This window comes from Pseudomonas cremoricolorata, assembly GCF_000759535.1.
GTDB classification, from domain to species: Bacteria; Pseudomonadota; Gammaproteobacteria; order Pseudomonadales; family Pseudomonadaceae; genus Aquipseudomonas; species Aquipseudomonas cremoricolorata_A.
This window is the reverse complement of sequence record NZ_CP009455.1, coordinates 4034210-4052265: the sequence shown is the minus strand read 5'-3', so window position 1 is coordinate 4052265 and position 18056 is coordinate 4034210. Positions and strand designations below refer to the sequence as shown.

General features: G+C 61.4%; 19 protein-coding genes. 10 read left to right on the top strand and 9 right to left on the bottom strand.

What is annotated here, in order from left to right:
- Position 1 precedes the first annotated feature (1 nt).
- On the bottom strand, positions 2-823 hold the full coding sequence (locus tag LK03_RS18370; protein WP_038413906.1) for an aldo/keto reductase: 822 nt from the start codon (positions 821-823) through the stop codon (positions 2-4).
- The gene (locus LK03_RS18365; protein WP_038413904.1) at positions 811-1716 is read right to left on the bottom strand and encodes a LysR family transcriptional regulator; all 906 of its coding nucleotides are present in this window, start codon (positions 1714-1716) and stop codon (positions 811-813) included. The genes LK03_RS18370 and LK03_RS18365 overlap by 13 nt, the downstream gene beginning before the upstream one ends.
- Positions 1717-1830: 114 nt before the next feature.
- Between LK03_RS18365 and LK03_RS18360 the strand changes: the two genes are divergently transcribed.
- Positions 1831-2529 (top strand): CoA transferase subunit A, encoded by a 699-nt coding sequence (locus LK03_RS18360; protein ID WP_038413901.1) that lies wholly within the window; start codon positions 1831-1833, stop codon positions 2527-2529.
- A gap of 34 nt (positions 2530-2563) precedes the next feature.
- Complete coding sequence (locus LK03_RS18355) at positions 2564-3235, top strand: CoA transferase subunit B (protein WP_038413900.1); 672 nt, start codon at positions 2564-2566, stop codon at positions 3233-3235.
- A 42-nt stretch (positions 3236-3277) separates the two neighbouring features.
- Here LK03_RS18355 and pbpG read toward each other — a convergent pair whose 3' ends face one another.
- Together pbpG and LK03_RS18345 are read right to left on the bottom strand one after the other, a co-directional pair.
- Positions 3278-4204 (bottom strand): D-alanyl-D-alanine endopeptidase, encoded by a 927-nt coding sequence (gene pbpG, locus LK03_RS18350; protein ID WP_038413899.1) that lies wholly within the window; start codon positions 4202-4204, stop codon positions 3278-3280.
- 248 nt (positions 4205-4452) lie between these two features.
- Positions 4453-4800: a hypothetical protein gene (locus LK03_RS18345; RefSeq protein ID WP_028694105.1), complete on the bottom strand. Its 348-nt coding sequence runs from the start codon at positions 4798-4800 to the stop codon at positions 4453-4455.
- A gap of 146 nt (positions 4801-4946) precedes the next feature.
- Here LK03_RS18345 and LK03_RS18340 point away from each other — a divergent pair, with 146 nt between their 5' ends.
- Entirely contained in the window at positions 4947-5768 is an 822-nt protein-coding gene (locus LK03_RS18340) for a shikimate 5-dehydrogenase (protein ID WP_038413897.1), read from the top strand.
- Between the two features lie 14 nt (positions 5769-5782).
- On the opposite strand, the gene LK03_RS18335 is transcribed toward LK03_RS18340, so the two are convergent.
- The 3 genes from LK03_RS18335 to LK03_RS18325 all read right to left on the bottom strand — a co-directional run bounded on the left by LK03_RS18335 (position 5783) and on the right by LK03_RS18325 (position 7243).
- Positions 5783-6031 carry a hypothetical protein gene (locus LK03_RS18335; protein WP_038413896.1) on the bottom strand — a complete coding sequence of 83 codons (249 nt, stop codon included), beginning with the start codon at positions 6029-6031 and terminating at the stop codon, positions 5783-5785.
- A gap of 101 nt (positions 6032-6132) precedes the next feature.
- On the bottom strand, positions 6133-6654 hold the full coding sequence (gene gloA, locus LK03_RS18330; RefSeq protein ID WP_038413895.1) for a lactoylglutathione lyase: 522 nt from the start codon (positions 6652-6654) through the stop codon (positions 6133-6135).
- Positions 6655-6880: 226 nt separating this feature from the next.
- Entirely contained in the window at positions 6881-7243 is a 363-nt protein-coding gene (locus LK03_RS18325) for a histone-like nucleoid-structuring protein, MvaT/MvaU family (protein ID WP_038413894.1), read from the bottom strand.
- Positions 7244-7523: 280 nt separating this feature from the next.
- On the opposite strand from LK03_RS18325, the gene cobF reads away from it, so the two are divergent.
- Positions 7524-8273 (top strand): precorrin-6A synthase (deacetylating), encoded by a 750-nt coding sequence (cobF, locus tag LK03_RS18320; protein ID WP_038413892.1) that lies wholly within the window; start codon positions 7524-7526, stop codon positions 8271-8273.
- Here the strand turns inward: cobF and LK03_RS18315 are convergent.
- A complete protein-coding gene (locus tag LK03_RS18315; RefSeq protein ID WP_049870554.1) occupies positions 8249-8635 on the bottom strand; it encodes a response regulator in 387 nt (128 codons plus the stop codon). The two genes, cobF and LK03_RS18315, sit on opposite strands and share 25 nt — an antisense overlap.
- Positions 8636-8877: 242 nt before the next feature.
- Here LK03_RS18315 and LK03_RS18310 point away from each other — a divergent pair, with 242 nt between their 5' ends.
- The 6 genes from LK03_RS18310 to LK03_RS18285 all read left to right on the top strand — a co-directional run bounded on the left by LK03_RS18310 (position 8878) and on the right by LK03_RS18285 (position 17195).
- Positions 8878-12348, top strand: a complete 3471-nt coding sequence (locus LK03_RS18310) for a response regulator (RefSeq protein ID WP_038413891.1) — start codon at positions 8878-8880, stop codon at positions 12346-12348.
- On the top strand, positions 12345-13166 hold the full coding sequence (locus LK03_RS18305; protein ID WP_038413890.1) for a CheR family methyltransferase: 822 nt from the start codon (positions 12345-12347) through the stop codon (positions 13164-13166). The genes LK03_RS18310 and LK03_RS18305 overlap by 4 nt, the downstream gene beginning before the upstream one ends.
- Positions 13163-13738: a chemotaxis protein CheB gene (locus LK03_RS18300; protein WP_038413889.1), complete on the top strand. Its 576-nt coding sequence runs from the start codon at positions 13163-13165 to the stop codon at positions 13736-13738. Before LK03_RS18305 ends, LK03_RS18300 begins: the two co-directional genes overlap by 4 nt.
- The gene (locus LK03_RS18295; protein WP_038413888.1) at positions 13732-14958 is read left to right on the top strand and encodes a hybrid sensor histidine kinase/response regulator; all 1227 of its coding nucleotides are present in this window, start codon (positions 13732-13734) and stop codon (positions 14956-14958) included. Before LK03_RS18300 ends, LK03_RS18295 begins: the two co-directional genes overlap by 7 nt.
- A 44-nt stretch (positions 14959-15002) precedes the next feature.
- Positions 15003-15380, top strand: a complete 378-nt coding sequence (locus tag LK03_RS18290) for a response regulator (RefSeq protein WP_038413887.1) — start codon at positions 15003-15005, stop codon at positions 15378-15380.
- A gap of 243 nt (positions 15381-15623) precedes the next feature.
- Positions 15624-17195 (top strand): TerC family protein, encoded by a 1572-nt coding sequence (locus tag LK03_RS18285; protein WP_038413886.1) that lies wholly within the window; start codon positions 15624-15626, stop codon positions 17193-17195.
- Here LK03_RS18285 and rarD read toward each other — a convergent pair.
- Positions 17158-18045 carry an EamA family transporter RarD gene (rarD, locus tag LK03_RS18280; protein ID WP_038414820.1) on the bottom strand — a complete coding sequence of 296 codons (888 nt, stop codon included), beginning with the start codon at positions 18043-18045 and terminating at the stop codon, positions 17158-17160. The two genes, LK03_RS18285 and rarD, sit on opposite strands and share 38 nt — an antisense overlap.
- Between the last annotated feature and the right edge of the window lie 11 nt (positions 18046-18056).

Genomic DNA, 18056 nt, shown 5'->3' with positions numbered 1-18056 from the left:
CTCAGACCATTTCCAGGCGCTGCTTATGGGTCGGCGCAGCGAAGGCTTCGTCGATGATCTGCACGTCATCCTCGGTCAGGCGCAGCGCGCCGGCAGCGGCGTTGAGCTGCACGTGCTCGGGACTCACGGCTTTTGGAATGGCGATGACGCCGCCCCCGTGCGTGGCCCAGGCCAGGCACACCTGGGCCACGGTCGCGCCGTGGCTTTCGGCCACTTCCTGCAGACGCGGGTGGCGCAGCAGGCGACCGCCCTGGGCCAGCGGGCAGTAGGCCATGATTGGCATCCGCTGCGCGCGACTCCAGGGCAGCAGGTCGAACTCGATGCCGCGCTGGCTGGGGTTGTACAACACCTGGTTGGCAGCGCAGTCGGGGCTGGGAAGCCCCTGGACATCGGCGAGGTCGAAGTTGGACACGCCCCAGGCGCCGATCTTGCCCTGTTCGCGCAGGCGCTCGAACGCCTCGATGGTTTCCTCCAGCGGGTGCTGGCCCCGCCAGTGCAACAAGTACAGGTCGATGTGCTCGGTACCCAGGCGCTTGAGGCTGCGCTCGCACGCTTCAGGCACACCGCGGCGGCTGGCGTTGTGCGGGTAGACCTTGCTGACCAGGCAGACGCTATCACGGCGCCCGGCAATGGCTTGGCCCACCACCTCTTCGGCGCCGCCCTCCGCGTACATTTCGGCGCTGTCGATGAGCGTCAGGCCAAGGTCGATACCCTGTTGCAGTGCGGCTACTTCGGCCGCACGCTGCTCTGCACGCTCACCCATGTACCAGGTTCCCTGGCCGATGACCGGCACCTCGCAACCTGCCAGTTTCATGTACTGCATGTCACCTCCGGTGTCTGAGTATGGGATAGCACCACGTCGAGCAACGCCTGCGCAGCGGTGGACAGTTTCTGTTCGCTCAGGGCCATGACGCCGACTCGCCGCTCGACACTGGGCTCGACCAACGTCACGCAGCGGGCGCCAAGCTCCTGCATCTGGCGAATGCACAAGGCGGGCACCGCGCTGACGCCCAGGCCGTTGGCGACCATCCGGCCGATGGTCGACAACTGATGGCTTTCAAAGGCCACCGCCAGGCTGCCGGCCGCCACGGGCGCGTGCTCCTCCAGCAGCAGGCGCACCGCAGACGGGCGCTGCAAGGCGATGAAGTCCTGGGCGAGCAACTGCGCCCAACTGACCTGCGGTTGTTCGGCCAGCTCAGAATCGGCCGGCACCACCGCCACGAAACGGTCCAGATAAAGCGGATAGAAACGCAAACCTTCACCACTGTCAGGCTCGAAGCCGATGCCCAATTCGACGCGGCGATGGCGGACCAGTTCAAGAACTTGTTCATTGATCACGTCGTGCACCGTGACGTTGACCTTCGGATAACGCTGGCGAAACACCTTCAGGGCCGGCGGCAGCAGGTTGCCGGCGAACGAAGGCATGGCCGCTACCGCGACGCGCCCCAATTGCAGGGTGAAACGCTGGCGCAGCATCTGCTCGGTGTCATCCCAGTCAGCCAGCAACCGCCGCGCCAGGGGCAGCAACACTTCCCCCTCGGCGGTCAGGCTGACGCTGCGGGTGGTGCGGGTCAGCAAGGCGCCGCCAAGGTTTTCTTCCAGCGCTTTGATGGTCAGGCTCAGCGCCGGTTGCGAAATATGCAGGTGCTCGCTGGCTTGGGCAAAGCTCTGGTACTTGGCCACGCTGACGAATGCGCGAAGCTGTTTGACGTTCATGAATCCTCGACGGGTCAGGAAAACTTATCAATCCATCAATTAATCAAAATTAACAAATCAGTAGTCTCGCGTGATGATGGCGGCCATGTCTCTCCCACACAAGGCGAACGAGCAATGGCTGGACTGGACAAACGTGTAGCAACCTATGAAGAAGCCCTCGAAGGGCTCACCGATGGCATGACCGTCCTGGCCGGTGGCTTTGGCCTGTGTGGCATTCCGGAAAACCTCATTGCCGAGATCAAACGCCGTGGTGTCAGCGGGCTCACGGTGGTCTCCAACAACTGCGGCATCGATGGCTTCGGCCTTGGCGTGCTGCTCGAAGACCGGCAGATCCGCAAGATGATCGCCTCCTACGTGGGTGAGAATGCCGAATTCGAACGGCAGTTACTCAGCGGTGAGCTGGAAGTGGAACTGACTCCGCAGGGTACGCTGGCCGAGAAGATGCGCGCTGGCGGGGCCGGGATTCCGGCGTTCTTCACCGCAACCGGCTATGGAACCCCGGTGGCCGAAGGCAAGGAAGTGCGCGACTTCAACGGCCGGCCCTACATCCTGGAAGAGGCCATCACCGGCGACTTCGCCATCGTCAAAGGCTGGAAGGCCGACCACTTCGGCAATGTCGTGTACCGCCACACCGCGCAAAACTTCAACCCGCTGGCGGCGACCGCCGGGCGCATCACCGTGGTCGAGGTGGAAGAGCTGGTCGAGCCGGGTGTGCTGCTGCCGGCAGAAATCCACACGCCAGGCATTTTCGTCGACCGGGTCATCGTCGGTCAGTTCGAGAAACGTATCGAGAAGCGCACGCTCAAGGCCTGAGCGCCCTTGTCTTTCCCTGAATGAGAATCCGCACATGGCACTGACCCGCGAACAGATGGCGCAACGCGTCGCCCGTGAACTGCAGGATGGTTATTACGTAAACCTGGGCATCGGTATTCCGACCCTGGTGGCGAACTACGTTCCCGCCGGCATGGATGTGATGCTGCAGTCAGAAAATGGCTTGCTCGGCATGGGCGAGTTTCCCACCGCTGAAACCCTTGATCCAGACATGATCAACGCCGGCAAACAGACCGTCACGGCCCGCCGCGGCGCCTCGGTGTTCGATTCGGCGCAGTCGTTCGCGATGATCCGCGGCGGCCATGTCGACCTCACCGTGCTCGGTGCATTCGAAGTGGATGTGCAGGGCAACATCGCTTCGTGGATGATTCCCGGCAAGCTGGTCAAGGGCATGGGCGGGGCCATGGATCTGGTGGCCGGCGCCGAGAACATCATCGTGACCATGACCCACGCCTCCAAGGACGGTGAATCCAAACTGCTCGAGCGCTGCAGCCTGCCGTTGACTGGTGCAGGGTGCATACGCAAGGTGCTGACCGACCTGGCGTACCTGGAAATCGTCGACGGTGCGTTTGTACTGCGCGAAACCGCGCCGGGGGTGACGGTGCAAGAGGTGAGGGCGAAGACCGCAGGGCGACTTATCGTGCCCGACGATGTGCAGGAAATGAGCTTCCCTGCAGACCTTGCCTGAATGCCCGGCCGACTGCGTGAGTGCGCAGTCGGCCGAGGACGATCATTCCACGGCGACCCGCGCGCGGGTATGGCGATCAGCCTTGTACTGCATGGCCACCGCGGGTGCCGGTTTGGCCGCGCCGGTTTCCAGCCACTGGCGCATCCGGCTGGCGTCGGCGAAGTGGGTGTACTTGCCGAACGCATCGAGAATGACCATCGCCACCGGGCGGTTGTCCATGCGCGTCAGCAACACCAGGCAGTGACCGGCTTCGTTGGTGAAACCGGTTTTGGTCAGCTTGATGTCCCAGTTGCTCTTGTTCACCAGGTGGTCGGTGTTGCGAAAGCCCAGGGTGTAGTTGGGTTTGCTGAAGGCCACGGTTTTTTCACGGGTGGTCGACAGTTGGCTGAGCAAGGGGTATTTGCGCGAGGCCAGCAGCAGCTTGCCCAGATCACGCGCAGTCGACACGTTCTGTGTCGACAGCCCGGTCGGCTCGACATAGCGCGTGTGGCTCATGCCCAGGCTACGCGCCTTGGCGTTCATGGCCTTGATGAAGGCCGGATAGCCACCCGGATAGTGGTTGGCCAGGCTGGTGGCGGCGCGGTTCTCCGACGACATCAGGGTAATCAGCAAGGTCTCGCGGCGGCTCAGTTCACTGCCCAGGCGCACACGCGAATAGATGCCTTTCATGTCCGGGTTGTTGGCGATGGTCATGCTGAGCATTTCGTCCATCGGCAGCTTGGCATCGAGCACCACCATGGCGGTCATCAGCTTGGTCACCGAGGCGATAGGCCTGACCCGCTCGGCATGGCTTGAGTACAGTTCCTTGCCGGTGTTGAGGTCGATCAGCAAGGCGCTACCGGAGGCCAGGTGCAAGCTGCTCGGGTCACGCTGAACCTGAGCGGGGGGTTGTGCAGCAGCGGTCGACGGTAAGGTCGCAGTTCCTGTGAACAACAGCAGCAGGCTGAGGATGGACAGGGAAGTTTTCACGTTAAGGCTCACTAGAAGTTGTTATGTCGTTGGCTGTGCAAGGGTTTCCCCTAAAAAACCGGCGCATTGTGGAGTATGGGCCAGGCGCTGTCGATTGCTCGTCGAGCAGCCTGGTGCAGATGAAAAAACCTTCATCCGTTCGTCGGTAAAGTGGCCATTGCAGATACGAAAAAGCCGGCGGCTGCAACGCCGTCGGCTGTTGTCTCGTTACTTCCATTACCTGCTCGGCAGAGCGGGCCCTTCGTTCGTCACCAGCGCGGCGGGCCGTAGTAATAGCCCGGTGGCGGGCCGTAATAACGGTAGTGCGGCGGTGGCGGTGGGGGCATTGGCTCGTAGCGCTCGACCACGTAGGGCTGGTAGTACACAGGGGGGGGCGGTGCCTGGACATACACCGGCGGCGGCGGGTAATAGGCGCGTTCGCGTTCGACGTACACCGGCCGATCGTGCCCACCCGACACGGCCGCACCAACCACTGCCCCGACCACCGCTGCGCCCAGTACCGGGCCGGCACCGCGCCAGCCGCCGTGGGCAGCCGCCGGGCCGCTCAGGGCCAGGGCGCCGATCAGCAGGGCTATCGCGGGTAGGTGACGCTTCATGTTCGATCCTCGCAAGGCACCCCACGGTCTGGGGCGTATCACTATGACCGCGAATTCGTGCCGTTGCGCACCCTCCCAGGGTAAAGGTTGTGTAAGGTTTAACCCGCGGCCTGACGCTGTCGACCCTCTACTCAAGGACCCCGCCCATGACTCTCACCCCCAGCCCTGCCACCGTGCTCTGCATTTCCCTGGCGGCACGCCCTGGCAGCTTCGGTATCCGCTTTCACAACCACCTGTATGAGCAGCTGGGTCTGGACTACTACTACAAAGCCATGACCACTCAGGACCTGCCCGCGGCCATCGCCGGCCTCCGTGCCCTGGGCATTCGCGGCTGTGGCGTATCGATGCCGTTCAAGGAAGCGTGCATGGCGCTGGTCGATGCCATCGACCCTTCGGCCGCTGCCATCGACTCGATCAACACGGTGGTCAACGATGCCGGCCGCCTCACGGCCTATAACACCGACTACCTGGCTGTGCGGCAACTGCTGGAGCGCCATGAGGTCGATCCCGGTACCGCTTTCGCTTTGCGCGGTAGCGGCGGCATGGCCAAAGCAGTGGCGTGCGCACTGCGCGACAGCGGTTTCAGTGAGGGGTTGATCGTTGCCCGCAACGAGCAGGCCGGACAGCAACTGGCCGATACCTGCGGGTATGGCTGGGTCAGAGACTTGGACGACCGCTGTCCGCCAATGCTGATCAACGTCACCCCGATCGGCATGGCAGGGGGCGCCGATGCTGAGCGATTGGCCTTCACCGACAACGCCATCGCGGCGGCGCAGTGGGTGTTCGACGTCGTCGCGATGCCCGAACGCACGCCATTGATCGCCCGCGCGCTAGCGCTGGACAAATCGGTTATCACCGGGCTCGAGGTGATCGCCCTGCAAGCGCTGGAGCAGTTTGTGCTGTATACCGGCGTACGACCGACTCAGGCCCAGGTGGATGCTGCGGTGAAGTTCGCCCGCAATGGCTAAGGCTTGCGACCGGGTCAGAAATGCTGCACGTGTCCATCGAGGTGCTGGTCTACCAGCCAGCGCCCATGGGCCAGCGCGGCCTGTTGAGCATGTTCCAGGTCGGCCATGAACTTCATTTCCACAGGCAACGACAGGCGTCGACTGACGTGCCCTTCAGGGTCGGTAATCAGACAGCCGCTGGCGTAGGGCAGGGGTGAGTCAGGATGGGCCATCACGCTGGCGGTGATGGTGTGGTCGCGGTATTCACAGTGAAGGGTTTGCATGAGAGAACCTCGCTGCGATGTCAGGGAGTACTCCTTCCCCTATAGCACAACGAGCCCCCTGTGGCGCAGCGAGCGACGAACGTCGCTGCGCCCGCGCAGCCTCAGAGTTCGGTCGGCTGGATGATCTCGACCCAGTAACCATCGGGGTCTTTAATGAAGGCCAGATGGTTCATGCGGCCATCGGCCAGACGCTTCTGGAATGGCACCTGCAGCGACTCGAAACGTTCGCAGGCGGCGACGACGTCTGGCACCGAAATGCAGATGTGACCGAAGCCGCGCGGGTCGCTGTTGCCGTCGTGGTAGGCGAACTGGCCATCATTCTCGGTGCCATGATTATGGGTCAGCTCCAGCACGCCTGGAATCGACTTCATCCACTGATGACGCGCGGTGTCATCCTCCGGGATGCTGTTCCTGTCGGCCAACGCGAGGAAATACAGGCTGAAGCCGGCCTCTGCGAAGTCACGCTTGTCGACCAAGGTGAAGCCCAGTACGCGTGTATAGAAGTCCAAGGATTTTTCGATGTCCTTGACCCGCAGCATGGTGTGGTTGAACACGAAGTTGGCAGTGGCCGCATCGGGTTGCGCGGTGATGCCCGGCAGGGCATGCAGATCATTCAGGCTCATGGGTACTCCAGAAAAACGAAGCCGGCAGCAAGTACCGGCACAACAATCCAGACCCCATGATACGGAAGAAATTCGATCGCACAAATGAAAGCGCCCTGCACGAAAGGTGCAGGGCGCTGGAATTAGAGGCCCGCATGTGCGGGCGCGTGATGGGGTCGCTAGTCCGTTAGCTGGTTCAATGATGCCGACGTCGCTGTGAAAAATGTGTGAACCATTCGTTCACGTTTCATCGACGGACCCAACTTTCTACCGTGTCGCTGCCGTACTGTTCTTTCCAGGCCTTCAGGCCACGGTGATTACCGCCCTTGGTTTCGATCAGCTCGCCGCTGTGGGGGTTCTCGTAGACTTTCACCACGCGCGGTCTGCGGTGTTGCTTGGCGGCTGGGGCAGGGGCTTTGGCCTGGCCCTTGGGGTCGAGGATCGCGACGATGTCGCGCAGACCCTTTTCGTAGGTCTTCATCAGCCCCAGGAGCTTTTGCTCGAATTCGATCTCGCGCTTGAGACCGGCATCTTTTTTCATCGATTCCAGTTGTGCAAGTTGATCTTGTAGGGCTTTTTCTGCGGCACGAAATTCTGCAAGTCTGGACATTGGCGTCACTCCTTTAAGACTGCCGTGGCCGGGCGCGACGAACATGATGCAACGCTAGCCGCCTGCCACCGAGTGGGATGAAACTGTTCGTTGAAGTGCAGTGTAGTTGTCGTCATGCGGGCGGTAAACCCCAACTTTCAATCTGCTGATTCAAACTTGTAAGCGAAAGTGGCAGGCTGTTTTCAAGCGCCCTAGTCGGAAATGTCGAGCGTTCGTTGAGTGTGCCAAACTGTACAGCATGGCTCGACAGTGGCGTAGGTTGTTAATGACGGGGTCAACTATGAAACAACTGTTGTTGATCGGAATTGGTCCGGGCGATCCTCGCCAGATCACCTTGCAGGCCATCGAGGCGCTGCGCCGCGCGCAGGTATTTTTCGTGCTCGACAAAGGTCTCATCGGGCGCGAGCTGTTGCGCACGCGCCACGCCATGCTCGATCAGCATCGAGCCGATGGCAACTACCGCCTGGTGCAGGTGGCCGACCCCAGGCGCGATCAGTGCGCTGCGCATTACCAGCGCGCAGTAGAAGACTGGCACGAACAGCGCGCCGCGCTCTATGCCCGATTGCTGCGCGATGAACTCAAAGAGGGTGAGACAGGGGCTTTTCTACTGTGGGGTGAGCCGGGACTCTATGACAGTACCTTGCGCATTCTCGATCGGGTACGTCAGCGCGGCCTGCAACTAACGCTGGAAGTGATTCCTGGCATCAGCAGCGTTCAGGCCTTGGCAGCAAAACATCAGATACCGTTGAACCGGGTCGGTGAACCACTGACCATTCTGCCGGGCCGGCGCATGCCTGATCAAAGCGCTATCGACAATGTGGTAGTCATGCTCGATGGCGACTGCCACTTTGCCCATCTGGAGGACCCGGCGTTGTTTATTTACTGGGGGGCTTATTTGGGCAGTAGTGATGAACTACTCATCGCCGGGCCTTTGCAGCACGTCAAGGCACGCATCCTGCAAGTGCGGGAGCGTGCTCGTCGGGAAAAGGGTTGGATCATGGACACTTACTTGCTGCGCAGAGTGTCCTGAGCGAGATCGCAGCCAGCCTTGCCAATCACGCTGACGACCTTGTCACGCAATTGATCGATGCCAAAAGGCTTACCGATCTTGTGCATGCCTTCAGGCACGATGAGGCCATCGGAATACCCGCTGACGAACAGGATCGGCAGCACCGGACGGAGCGCGCGGGCAAGCTCCGCCAATTCCTGACCAGACTTGTCTGGCAGGCCGACATCGGTCATCAGCAGATCCAGGGACTGCTCAGGGTTCTCCAGCACCTCAAGTGCCTTGGTCGCGTTCTCAGCTTGCAGAACTTTATAGCCGAGCTCATCGAGCACTTCGACGATCAGCATTCGAACGATGTCGTCGTCTTCGACAACCAGTAGAGGCATTACGTGAGTCCTGTTGATGGCGTGTCCCTATTCAGTGCTCTAGGGCCGGTAGAAGTTCCGCAGCATACCGGTCTGTGCAAATAGATGGAACGATTACCTCACGCGCCCTTCCAATACTGGCTAAGTGACTGCCATGCCTGAAAAACCCAGGTAAAATCAGCGCTTTTGCCCAGGCCAGCAAGCGGGTGAGCATCGATCGACGCTCGTCCGTCAACACTCTTCATTCGCTCAGGCGTCACGTGATGATTCAAGCAGCTTCGATGAACCAACGCAGTTTCCGCAAACTGCTCAGCCGCAACGTGGGCTTGCCTTTGGGGGTGGGACTGCTTGGCGCCGTCGCATTCGTCGTGGTGATCACTTACTTGCTGGCAGCCATGCGTTGGGTCGAGCACACCGACCATGTCATCGGCAATGCCAATGAAACGGTGAAGCTGTCGATCGATATGGAAACCGGCATGCGGGGTTTCCTCATTACCGGTGATGAGCGCTTTCTCGATCCCTACGAGGTGGCCAAACCGCAGGTGTTCGGCAGCCTCGACAGTCTGCGCGAGATGGTCGGTGACAACCCTCAGCAGGTCGACCGCATCGACCGGCTCAAGGCCTTGCAGCATGCCTGGAACGAGTTCGGCAGCGAAATGATCGCCCAGCGTCGGGCTGGCGACGACTTCAGCCAGGCCATTGGCAATGGCCGAGGCAAGCGCATCACCGATGAGATTCGCAAGGAATTCGCGATCTTCATCGACAACGAACAAAAGTTGCGCATGAGTCGCACCGATACCGTGAGCACGGTCACGACCATTGCCATCAGTGCCTTCGTGCTGCTCATCGTCGCCCTGACTGCGCTGCTGGCTTACCTCGGTCGTCGTGACCTGCTGGCGTTGTCTGCCAGTTATGACGAGAACCTCTGGGCCCAGCAACGCGCTACTGAACGCCTGGAACATCAGGCGTGGCTGCGCAACGGCCAGACGCAGTTGGCGGGAGAGGTGATTGGCCAGCTAACCTTGCCGTTGCTGGGCGACAGCATCCTGCGCTTCTTCGCCACTTACCTGGGCAGTGTGGTCGGTGCGGTGTACGCCCGTGACGAGCACGATCAGCTGGTTCGCGTCGCCAGTTATGGGCTGGACGCCGAGCAGCAGGCCCGTGAGCAGCGTTTGAGCAACCACGATGGCCTGCTGGCGCAAGCCGTGCAGCAGAGCAAGGTCATTCGCCTGGACGACTTGCCGGAAGGTTTCCACCGACTGAGCTCCGGGTTGGGCAGCGGCTTGCCACGCAGCGCCATGCTGGTGCCGGCCAGCCACGATGGTGACGTCAACGGCGTCATCGAACTGGGTTTCCTGCGTCCTTTGCAGCCGCGCGACGAAGAACTGCTCGAGCGCCTGGCCGGCAACCTCGGCACCTCCATCGAAAGCGCACGCTACCGCCAGCGCCTGCAGGAAGTGCTGGCCCAGACCCAGCAGCTCAATGAAGAGTTGCAGGTCCAGCAAGAGGAGTTGAAAACCGCCAACGAAGAGCTTGAAGAGCAGTCGCGGGTGCTCAAGGAGTCCCAGGCCCACCTGGAAACCCAGCAGGCCGAGCTGGAACAGACCAACGAGCAACTGGCCGAGCGCACCGACGCCCTCGACCGCAAGAACGCCGAGCTGAACAAGGCGCAGCTCGAATTGCAGGCGCGCGCCGAAGACTTGCAGCGTTCCAGCCAGTACAAGTCGGAATTCCTTGCCAACATGTCCCATGAATTGCGCACACCGCTCAACAGCTCGCTGATTCTGGCCAAGCTGCTGGGCGAAAACGCTGGCGGCAATCTCACCCCTGAACAGGTCAAGTTCGCCGACTCCATCTACGCCGCCGGTAATGATCTGCTCAACCTGATCAACGACATCCTCGACATCGCCAAGGTCGAGGCCGGCAAGCTTGAGATGCGCCCGGAAAATACCCCCATCGAACGGATGGTCGATGGCCTGCGTGGCATGTTCCTGCCGCTGGCCAACGACAAGGGGCTGGATTTCCAGGTGCGTATCGAAGGCCAGGTGCCGGCCTCGCTCTACACCGACCGCCAGCGCCTGGAACAGATACTCAAGAACCTGTTGTCCAACGCCATCAAGTTCACCGAGCACGGCCAGGTCAGCCTGACCATCAGCCACCCACCTGAGCGCGGCGTGGTCTTCGCCGTGCAGGATAGCGGTATCGGCATCCCGGCCGACCAGCAGCAGGCTATTTTCGGTGCGTTCCATCAGGTCGATGGCACCAGCAATCGCCGCTATGGCGGCACTGGCCTGGGCCTGTCGATTTCCCGCGACCTGGCGCAGCTGCTCGGCGGCGAAATCACCGTGAGCAGCCAGATGGGGCAGGGCAGCCTGTTCAGCCTGTCGTTGCCGGAACACTACGACGGCGAAGAACAATTGCCAGCCCCGCTGCCTGCGCGGGCGATGCTCACCCAGCAACCGATGCTTGCCGCCTTGCCGCCTGCGGCCCAGGCACCCCAGCCACTGGCGCCGGCATTTGCAGACGACCGAGAGCTGGCGCCGTTCAGCAACCGCTGCATTCTGGTGGTGGAAGACGAGCCGAACTTCGCTCGCATTCTCTATGATCTGGCCCGTGAGCTGGGCTACAGCTGCCTGCACGCCCAAGGCGCCGACGAAGGCTTCGAACTGGCCGAGCGGTATCTGCCTGACGCCATTCTGCTGGACATGCGCCTACCCGATCATTCTGGCCTGACCGTGCTGCAACGCCTCAAGGAGCAGGCCACGACGCGGCACATTCCGGTACACGTGATCTCCGTGGAAGACCGCGTCGAGGCCGCCCTGCACATGGGCGCCATCGGTTATGCAGTCAAACCTACCACCCGTGATGAGCTCAAGGATGTGTTCGGCAAGCTCGAAGCCAAGCTCACGCAAAAGCTCAAGCGCATCCTGCTGGTGGAGGACGATGACCTGCAGCGCGAGAGCATCGCCCGTCTGATCGGCGACGACGACATCGAAATCACCGCGGTGGCCATGGCCCACGATGCCCTGGCGCTCCTGCACGAGCACGTCTACGACTGCATGATCATCGACCTCAAGCTGCCGGACATGCTCGGTAACGAGTTGCTCAAGCGCATGACCACCGAGGACATTCGCTCGTTCCCGCCGGTGATCGTCTACACCGGTCGCAACCTGACCCGCGAAGAAGAGGCCGAGCTGCTCAAGTATTCGCGTTCGATCATCATCAAAGGCGCACGCTCGCCAGAACGCCTGCTCGATGAAGTCACCCTGTTCCTGCACAAGGTCGAATCTCAGCTGTCCCATGAGCGCCAGCGCATGCTCAAGACCGCGCGCAGCCGCGACAAAGTGTTCGAAGGCCGGCGTATCCTCCTGGTCGACGATGACGTACGTAACATTTTCGCCCTGACCAGCGCGCTGGAGCACAAGGGTGCCGTGGTGGTGATCGGGCGCAATGGCCGCGAGGCCATCGAACGCCTCGAACAGCATGACGACATCGACCTGGTGCTGATGGACGTGATGATGCCGGAAATGGATGGCTATGAAGCGACCCGCCTGATTCGTCAGCAGCCGCGCTGGCGCAAACTGCCGATCATCGCCGTGACCGCCAAGGCCATGAAGGATGACCAGCATCGCTGCCTGCAGGCCGGTGCCAACGACTACCTGGCCAAACCCATCGACCTTGACCGGCTGTTCTCGCTCATTCGTGTGTGGCTGCCGCAATTGGAGCGCATTTGACCATCGACCGTGACACCGATATTGAAATTCGTCTGCTGATCGAGGCCATCTACCTCAAGTACAGCTACGACTTTCGCGATTACTCCGGCGCTTCGATCAAACGCCGGATCCTGCATGCCGTGGGCCAGTTCGAATGCCGCACGGTGTCGGCGCTGCAGGAACGGGTGCTGCATGACCCGAGCATGTTCATGGAGCTGCTGCAGTACCTGACGATTCCAGTCAGCGAAATGTTCCGCGACCCTAGCCACTTCCTCGCCCTGCGCAACGAAGTGGTGCCACTGCTGCGCACCTGGCCCTCGCTGAAGATCTGGATCGCGGGCTGCAGCACCGGCGAGGAGGTGTATTCGATGGCTATCCTGCTGCGCGAGGAGGGTTTGCTCGAGCGCAGCATCCTTTATGCCACCGATATCAACCCGTATTCGCTCGAGCGCGCCAAGCAAGGCATCTATTCGCTGCAGAGCATGCATACCTATGCCGAGAACTATCGCCTGGCCGGCGGCCGTCGCGACTTTTCCGAGTACTACACCGCCGCGTATGGCAACGCCATCATGGACAGCAGCCTGCGTGACAACGTCACTTTCGCCGACCATAGCCTGGCCACTGACAGCGTGTTCTCGGAAACCCAACTGGTGTCGTGCCGCAACGTGATGATCTATTTCAACAAGGATCTGCAGGACCGTGCCTTCGGCTTGTTCCATGAGTCGCTGTGCCACCGCGGGTTCCTGGTGCTGGGGAGCAAGGAGTCGGTCGACTTCTCAGCCTACGCCAACCAGTTCGAGGCGCTGGTACGCCCCGAGCGGATCTTTCGCAAATCATGAGCAGCGTACAGGCCATCGTCATCGGCGCCTCGGCGGGGGGCGTCGCGGCGTTGTTCGAAGTGCTCGGCAATTTGCCTGCAACCTTCGCCGTGCCGGTGCTGTGCGTGCTGCACCTGCCCCAGGATCGGCCCAGCCATTTGGCCGAGGTGATGCAGCGGCGGCTGCGGCGCACGGTGCGTGAAGGCTGTGACAAGGAACGTATCGTGGCCGGGATGATCTACGTCGCAGGGCCGGGGTATCACTTGTCGGTCGAGCGTGACCTGAGCCTGTCACTGAGTCAGGAGGACCCTGTGCACTTTTCCCGCCCGGCCATCGATTTTCTCTTCGAATCGGCTGCCGACGCCTATGGTCGTGAGCTGGTGGGCGTACTGCTTACCGGGGCCAACCAGGATGGCGCCGTGGGACTGGCTCGAATCAAACAAAATGGCGGCCTGACCATCGTTCAGGACCCCCGTGAAGCACAGGTCGCATTGATGCCGCAGGCCGCCCTGGCCCTGCATCGACCCGACCATATTCTTTCTCTGAGCGGTATCGGGCAGTTGCTCGCCACCCTGGAAGCCAGCGCATGCTAAGCCACATCACCGCGAAACTGCTGATCGTCGACGATCTGCCGGAAAACCTGCTGGCTCTGGAAGCCTTGATCCAGGGCGATGACCGCGAGGTGCATCAGGCGCAGTCGGCGGACGAGGCCTTGTCGCTGTTGCTCGAACACGACTTCGCCCTGGCCATTCTCGATGTGCAGATGCCCGGCATGAACGGCTTCGAGCTGGCCGAACTGATACGTGGGATGGAAAAGACCAAGCACATTCCCATCGTCTTCGTCAGTGCCGCCGGACGCGAGCTCAACTACGCGTTCAAAGGTTACGAGAGCGGTGCGGTGGACTTCCTGCACAAGCCCCTCGACACATTGGCCGTGAAAAGCAAGGTCAGCGTGTTCGTCGATCTATTCCGGCAACGCGAAGTGCTCGACCGCCAGCTCGAGGCGCTGGAACGCAGCCGTCAGGAGCAGGCGCTGCTGCTGACACAGCTACAGGCTGCGCAAACCGATCTGGAGCACGCGGTGCGCATGCGCGACGACTTCATGTCGATCGTTTCCCATGAGGTGCGTACGCCGCTCAACGGGCTGATTCTCGAGACCCAGCTGCGCAAGATGCACCTGTCGCGGGGCAACGTCGCAGCGTTCAGCCCGGATAAGCTGCAGACCATGGTCGAGCGCGACGAGCGGCAGATCAATAGCCTGATTCGTCTGGTCGAAGACATGCTCGATGTGTCGCGCATTCGCACTGGCAAGCTGTCGATTCAGCCCAAGGCGTTCCCAATCGACAGCCTGTTGAGTGGGCTGGTCGAGCGCTTCGCTGCCCAGGCCGAAGCACTGGAAACCCACATCGAGCTCACCATCAAGGACACCCTCTGCGGCGACTGGGACGAATTTCGGATTGAACAAGTACTGGTGAACCTGTTGTCCAACGCCTTGCGTTACGGCAATCGCAAAACGGTCCATGTACGCCTGCACCGTGATGGCGAGATGGCCTGTGTGCAGGTCCAGGATCAGGGCATCGGTATCAGCGAGCTGAATCAGAAAAGGATTTTCCAGCAGTTCGAACGGGTTGCCGCGCAACATGCCCGCACCGGTCTTGGTCTGGGGCTGTACATCTCCGAGCAGATCGTCCTGGCCCACGGTGGGCGCATCGAGGTCGACAGCGAGGAAGGCAAAGGCTCGACATTCAGTGTGTATCTCCCTTTGCCGGTGCTGGAAACACAAATCGACCCGGTCCAGGCAACCTCTGCCTGACTCTGAGGTCTTAGGGCCAACTTGTTGAATTCAAAGGCGTTGCCATGAGCGAAGATGCACAAGATGTGGTGTTGGTGGTCGAGGATGAACCTGCCATCCGTATGATTCTGCGCGACTATTTGTCGGGCGAGGGCTACCACGTGCTGGTGGCCGAAGATGGCGAGCAGGCGTTCGCCATCCTGGCGAGCAAGCCGCACCTGGATCTGATGGTCACGGACTTCCGTCTGCCTGGGGGGATTTCCGGTGTCGATATCGCCGAGCCGGCAGTCAAGCTGCGTCCGGACCTCAAAGTGATTTTCATCAGCGGGTATCCTGCCGAGATTCTCGAATCCGGCAGCCCGATCGCGCGCAAGGCGCCGATTCTGGCCAAGCCGTTCGATCTCAACACCTTGCGTGAGCAGATTCAGACGCTGCTCAAGTAACGATGCTCGATCAACGGGAGAGCAGAGCGCCTGCCTCCCGTGAGGCATGGCGCGCTGACCGTGTTGGCGGGACAGCTTTTGTAATAGTTTCGCGCTGTAAGATTTATCGGACTGAACTGTAGGATTATCTTCCGAAATTTCTATCAAGGTATCTATGAGCGCCTTCCCGGAGCCTCCCAGTTTCAGGTCGTCACGACCGTCCCGCCTGCACCCCCGCCCGTCCCTTCACGAGAGTAGTCGCTAATGGAATGGCTTGCCGACCCCACGGCCTGGCTAGGCCTGCTCACGCTCATCGTGCTGGAACTGGTGCTGGGTATCGACAACCTGGTGTTCATCGCCATCCTTGCTGACAAGTTGCCGCCGCATCAGCGCGACCGCGCGCGCATCATCGGCCTGAGCCTTGCGCTGATCATGCGTCTGGGCCTGCTGGCCAGCATTTCCTGGATGGTGACGCTGACCGAGCCGCTGATCGACATCTTCGGCAAAAGCTTCTCGGGACGTGACCTGATCATGCTGTTCGGTGGTGTGTTCCTGTTGTTCAAGGCGACCATGGAACTGCACGAACGCCTGGAGGGGCATGAGCCGCAAAACAACGGCGCAGTGCGACATGCGGCGTTCTGGCCGATCGTCGCGCAAATCGTGGTGCTCGACGCGGTGTTCTCGCTGGACGCGGTGATCACTGCGGTGGGTATGGTCGAGCAGCTGTCAGTGATGATGATCGCGGTCATTTTCTCGATCGGTATCATGATCGTTGCCAGCAAACCGCTGACCCGCTTCGTCAATGCGCACCCGACGGTGATCATGCTGTGTCTGGGCTTTTTGATGATGATCGGCTTCAGCCTGACCGCCGAGGGCCTGGGCTTCCATATCCCCAAAGGCTACCTGTATGCGGCGATTGGTTTCTCGCTGCTGATCGAGCTGTTCAACCAGTTGGCCCGCGCTCGCCGCAAGCGCCATGTGCAGACCCAGCGGCCGTTGCGTGAGCGCACCGCCCATGCCGTCTTGCGCCTGCTTGGCGGGCGTCGCGTCAGCAGTGACGAGGTGGGCGAGGAGATCGCCGATCTGGTCGAGGGGGGTGAAAGCGAGGTGCTGTTCGACCGTCGTGAGCGGGTGATGATCAGCGGGGTGCTGAACCTTGCGGAACGGCCGATCCGTACGGTGATGACGGTGCGCGCCGAAGTCGACGCTATCGATCTTTCATTGGACGCCGCCGCGATTGCCCAGGCACTGGCCCACTCGCCGTACTCGCGATTGCCGCTGATCCGTAATGGGCGTATCGAAGAGCCGCTGGGCTACGTGCACAAGAAGGAGCTGATCAAGGCGCTGCTTTCGGGCGAGACCCCTGACCTTGAAGGTGCCGCCCGCAGCGCTCTGAACCTGCTGGAGAGCTTCAGCATTCTCAACGCGCTGGAGCAGATGCGCAGCCAGTCGACGCACATTGCCTTCGTCGTCAACGAATTCGGTGACTTCACCGGCCTGCTGACCATGACCGATATTCTCGAGTCGATCGCCGGCGAGTTGCCCGATGCCAGTGAGATCGCCGGTCCCGGCATCGTCGAAGATGGCCAGGGCTATGTGGTCAGTGGTGCGTTGAACCTCAGCCAGATCCAGGCCCGAACCGGCTTTACCGCACGGGCCACCCAGGACTACCAGACCCTGGCCGGGCTGGTCATGAGCCTGCTCGATCGCCTGCCGCGGGTCGGTGATCGATTGGCCTGGAATGGCTGGACCCTGACGGTCGTCGCCGTGGAAGAACGGCGCGTGCGTCAAGTGCGACTCACGCAGGACGACGACGCTGACGCAACAGGTGCCTGAAGCCTTCGAGTACCAGCACCAGCACCGCTGCCCAGATCGGCAGGTAGGTCAGCCACTGGTCGGGACCGATGGTCTCGCCCAGTAGCAGCGCGACGCCGATCAGCAGCACCGGTTCGACGTAGCTGAGCAGGCCGAACAGGGTAAAAGGCAACATGCGGCTGGCCAGCACGTACGAGATCAGCGCTCCGGCGCTGATCGCCCCCAGTACCGGAATCAGCAGGTACAGACGGCTGTGCTCCGCCATGTCCGCGGTTGACAGCGGCCCTTGGGCGACGAAATACACCGCCCAGGGCAGCAGCAGGCACATGTCCCACCACAGCCCACCGAGATGGTCGGTCTGGCAGCGTCGGCGCAGCACGAAGTACACCGGATAACCGAGCACTACCACCAGGGTTTCCCAGGCGAAGCTGCCATGCTGGTACAACTCGTGCCCCACCCCCAAAGCCGCGCAGGCCACGGCTACGCCTTGCAGACGCGACATCCGCTCCCCGTAGACCAGTCTCCCGGTCAGCACCATGGCCAGTGGCAGCATGAAATAGCCCATCGACACTTCCAGGCTACGGCCATGCAGCGGCGCCCACAGGAACAGCCACAGCTGGATGCCCATCAGCCAGGACGTACCGAGCATGCCGAGCAACAACGCCGGCGTCTGGCGCACCCGTGCCAGCAGGGCGCCCACCCGTGGCCAGTCGCGTGAGGCCAGCATGAACAGCGTCAGGCAAGGCAGGGTCAGCAGGGTGCGCCAACCGAAGATCTCCTCACCATCGAGGGGCGACAGCAAGGAGGTGTAGAAGTACATCACGGCGAACAGGCACGACGCCACGACGGATACAACGATACCTTTTGACACGAACGCCTCGG

Bases quoted from the DNA above. Each gene is read 5' to 3' on its own strand.
- LK03_RS18360 (WP_038413901.1), top strand. From the start codon at position 1,831: ATGGCTGGACTGGACAAACGTGTAGCAACCTATGAAGAAGCCCTCGAA.
- LK03_RS18335 (WP_038413896.1), bottom strand. From the start codon at position 6,031: ATGCAAACCCTTCACTGTGAATACCGCGACCACACCATCACCGCCAGC.
- LK03_RS18315 (WP_049870554.1), bottom strand. From the start codon at position 8,635: ATGCCTCTACTGGTTGTCGAAGACGACGACATCGTTCGAATGCTGATC.
- LK03_RS18290 (WP_038413887.1), top strand. From the start codon at position 15,003: ATGAGCGAAGATGCACAAGATGTGGTGTTGGTGGTCGAGGATGAACCT.
- LK03_RS18365 (WP_038413904.1), bottom strand. From the start codon at position 1,716: ATGAACGTCAAACAGCTTCGCGCATTCGTCAGCGTGGCCAAGTACCAG.
- LK03_RS18340 (WP_038413897.1), top strand. From the start codon at position 4,947: ATGACTCTCACCCCCAGCCCTGCCACCGTGCTCTGCATTTCCCTGGCG.
- LK03_RS18325 (WP_038413894.1), bottom strand. From the start codon at position 7,243: ATGTCCAGACTTGCAGAATTTCGTGCCGCAGAAAAAGCCCTACAAGAT.
- LK03_RS18285 (WP_038413886.1), top strand. From the start codon at position 15,624: ATGGAATGGCTTGCCGACCCCACGGCCTGGCTAGGCCTGCTCACGCTC.
- gloA (WP_038413895.1), bottom strand. From the start codon at position 6,654: ATGAGCCTGAATGATCTGCATGCCCTGCCGGGCATCACCGCGCAACCC.
- LK03_RS18370 (WP_038413906.1), bottom strand. From the start codon at position 823: ATGCAGTACATGAAACTGGCAGGTTGCGAGGTGCCGGTCATCGGCCAG.
- LK03_RS18310 (WP_038413891.1), top strand. From the start codon at position 8,878: ATGATTCAAGCAGCTTCGATGAACCAACGCAGTTTCCGCAAACTGCTC.
- LK03_RS18355 (WP_038413900.1), top strand. From the start codon at position 2,564: ATGGCACTGACCCGCGAACAGATGGCGCAACGCGTCGCCCGTGAACTG.
- LK03_RS18300 (WP_038413889.1), top strand. From the start codon at position 13,163: ATGAGCAGCGTACAGGCCATCGTCATCGGCGCCTCGGCGGGGGGCGTC.
- LK03_RS18295 (WP_038413888.1), top strand. From the start codon at position 13,732: ATGCTAAGCCACATCACCGCGAAACTGCTGATCGTCGACGATCTGCCG.
- LK03_RS18345 (WP_028694105.1), bottom strand. From the start codon at position 4,800: ATGAAGCGTCACCTACCCGCGATAGCCCTGCTGATCGGCGCCCTGGCC.
- cobF (WP_038413892.1), top strand. From the start codon at position 7,524: ATGAAACAACTGTTGTTGATCGGAATTGGTCCGGGCGATCCTCGCCAG.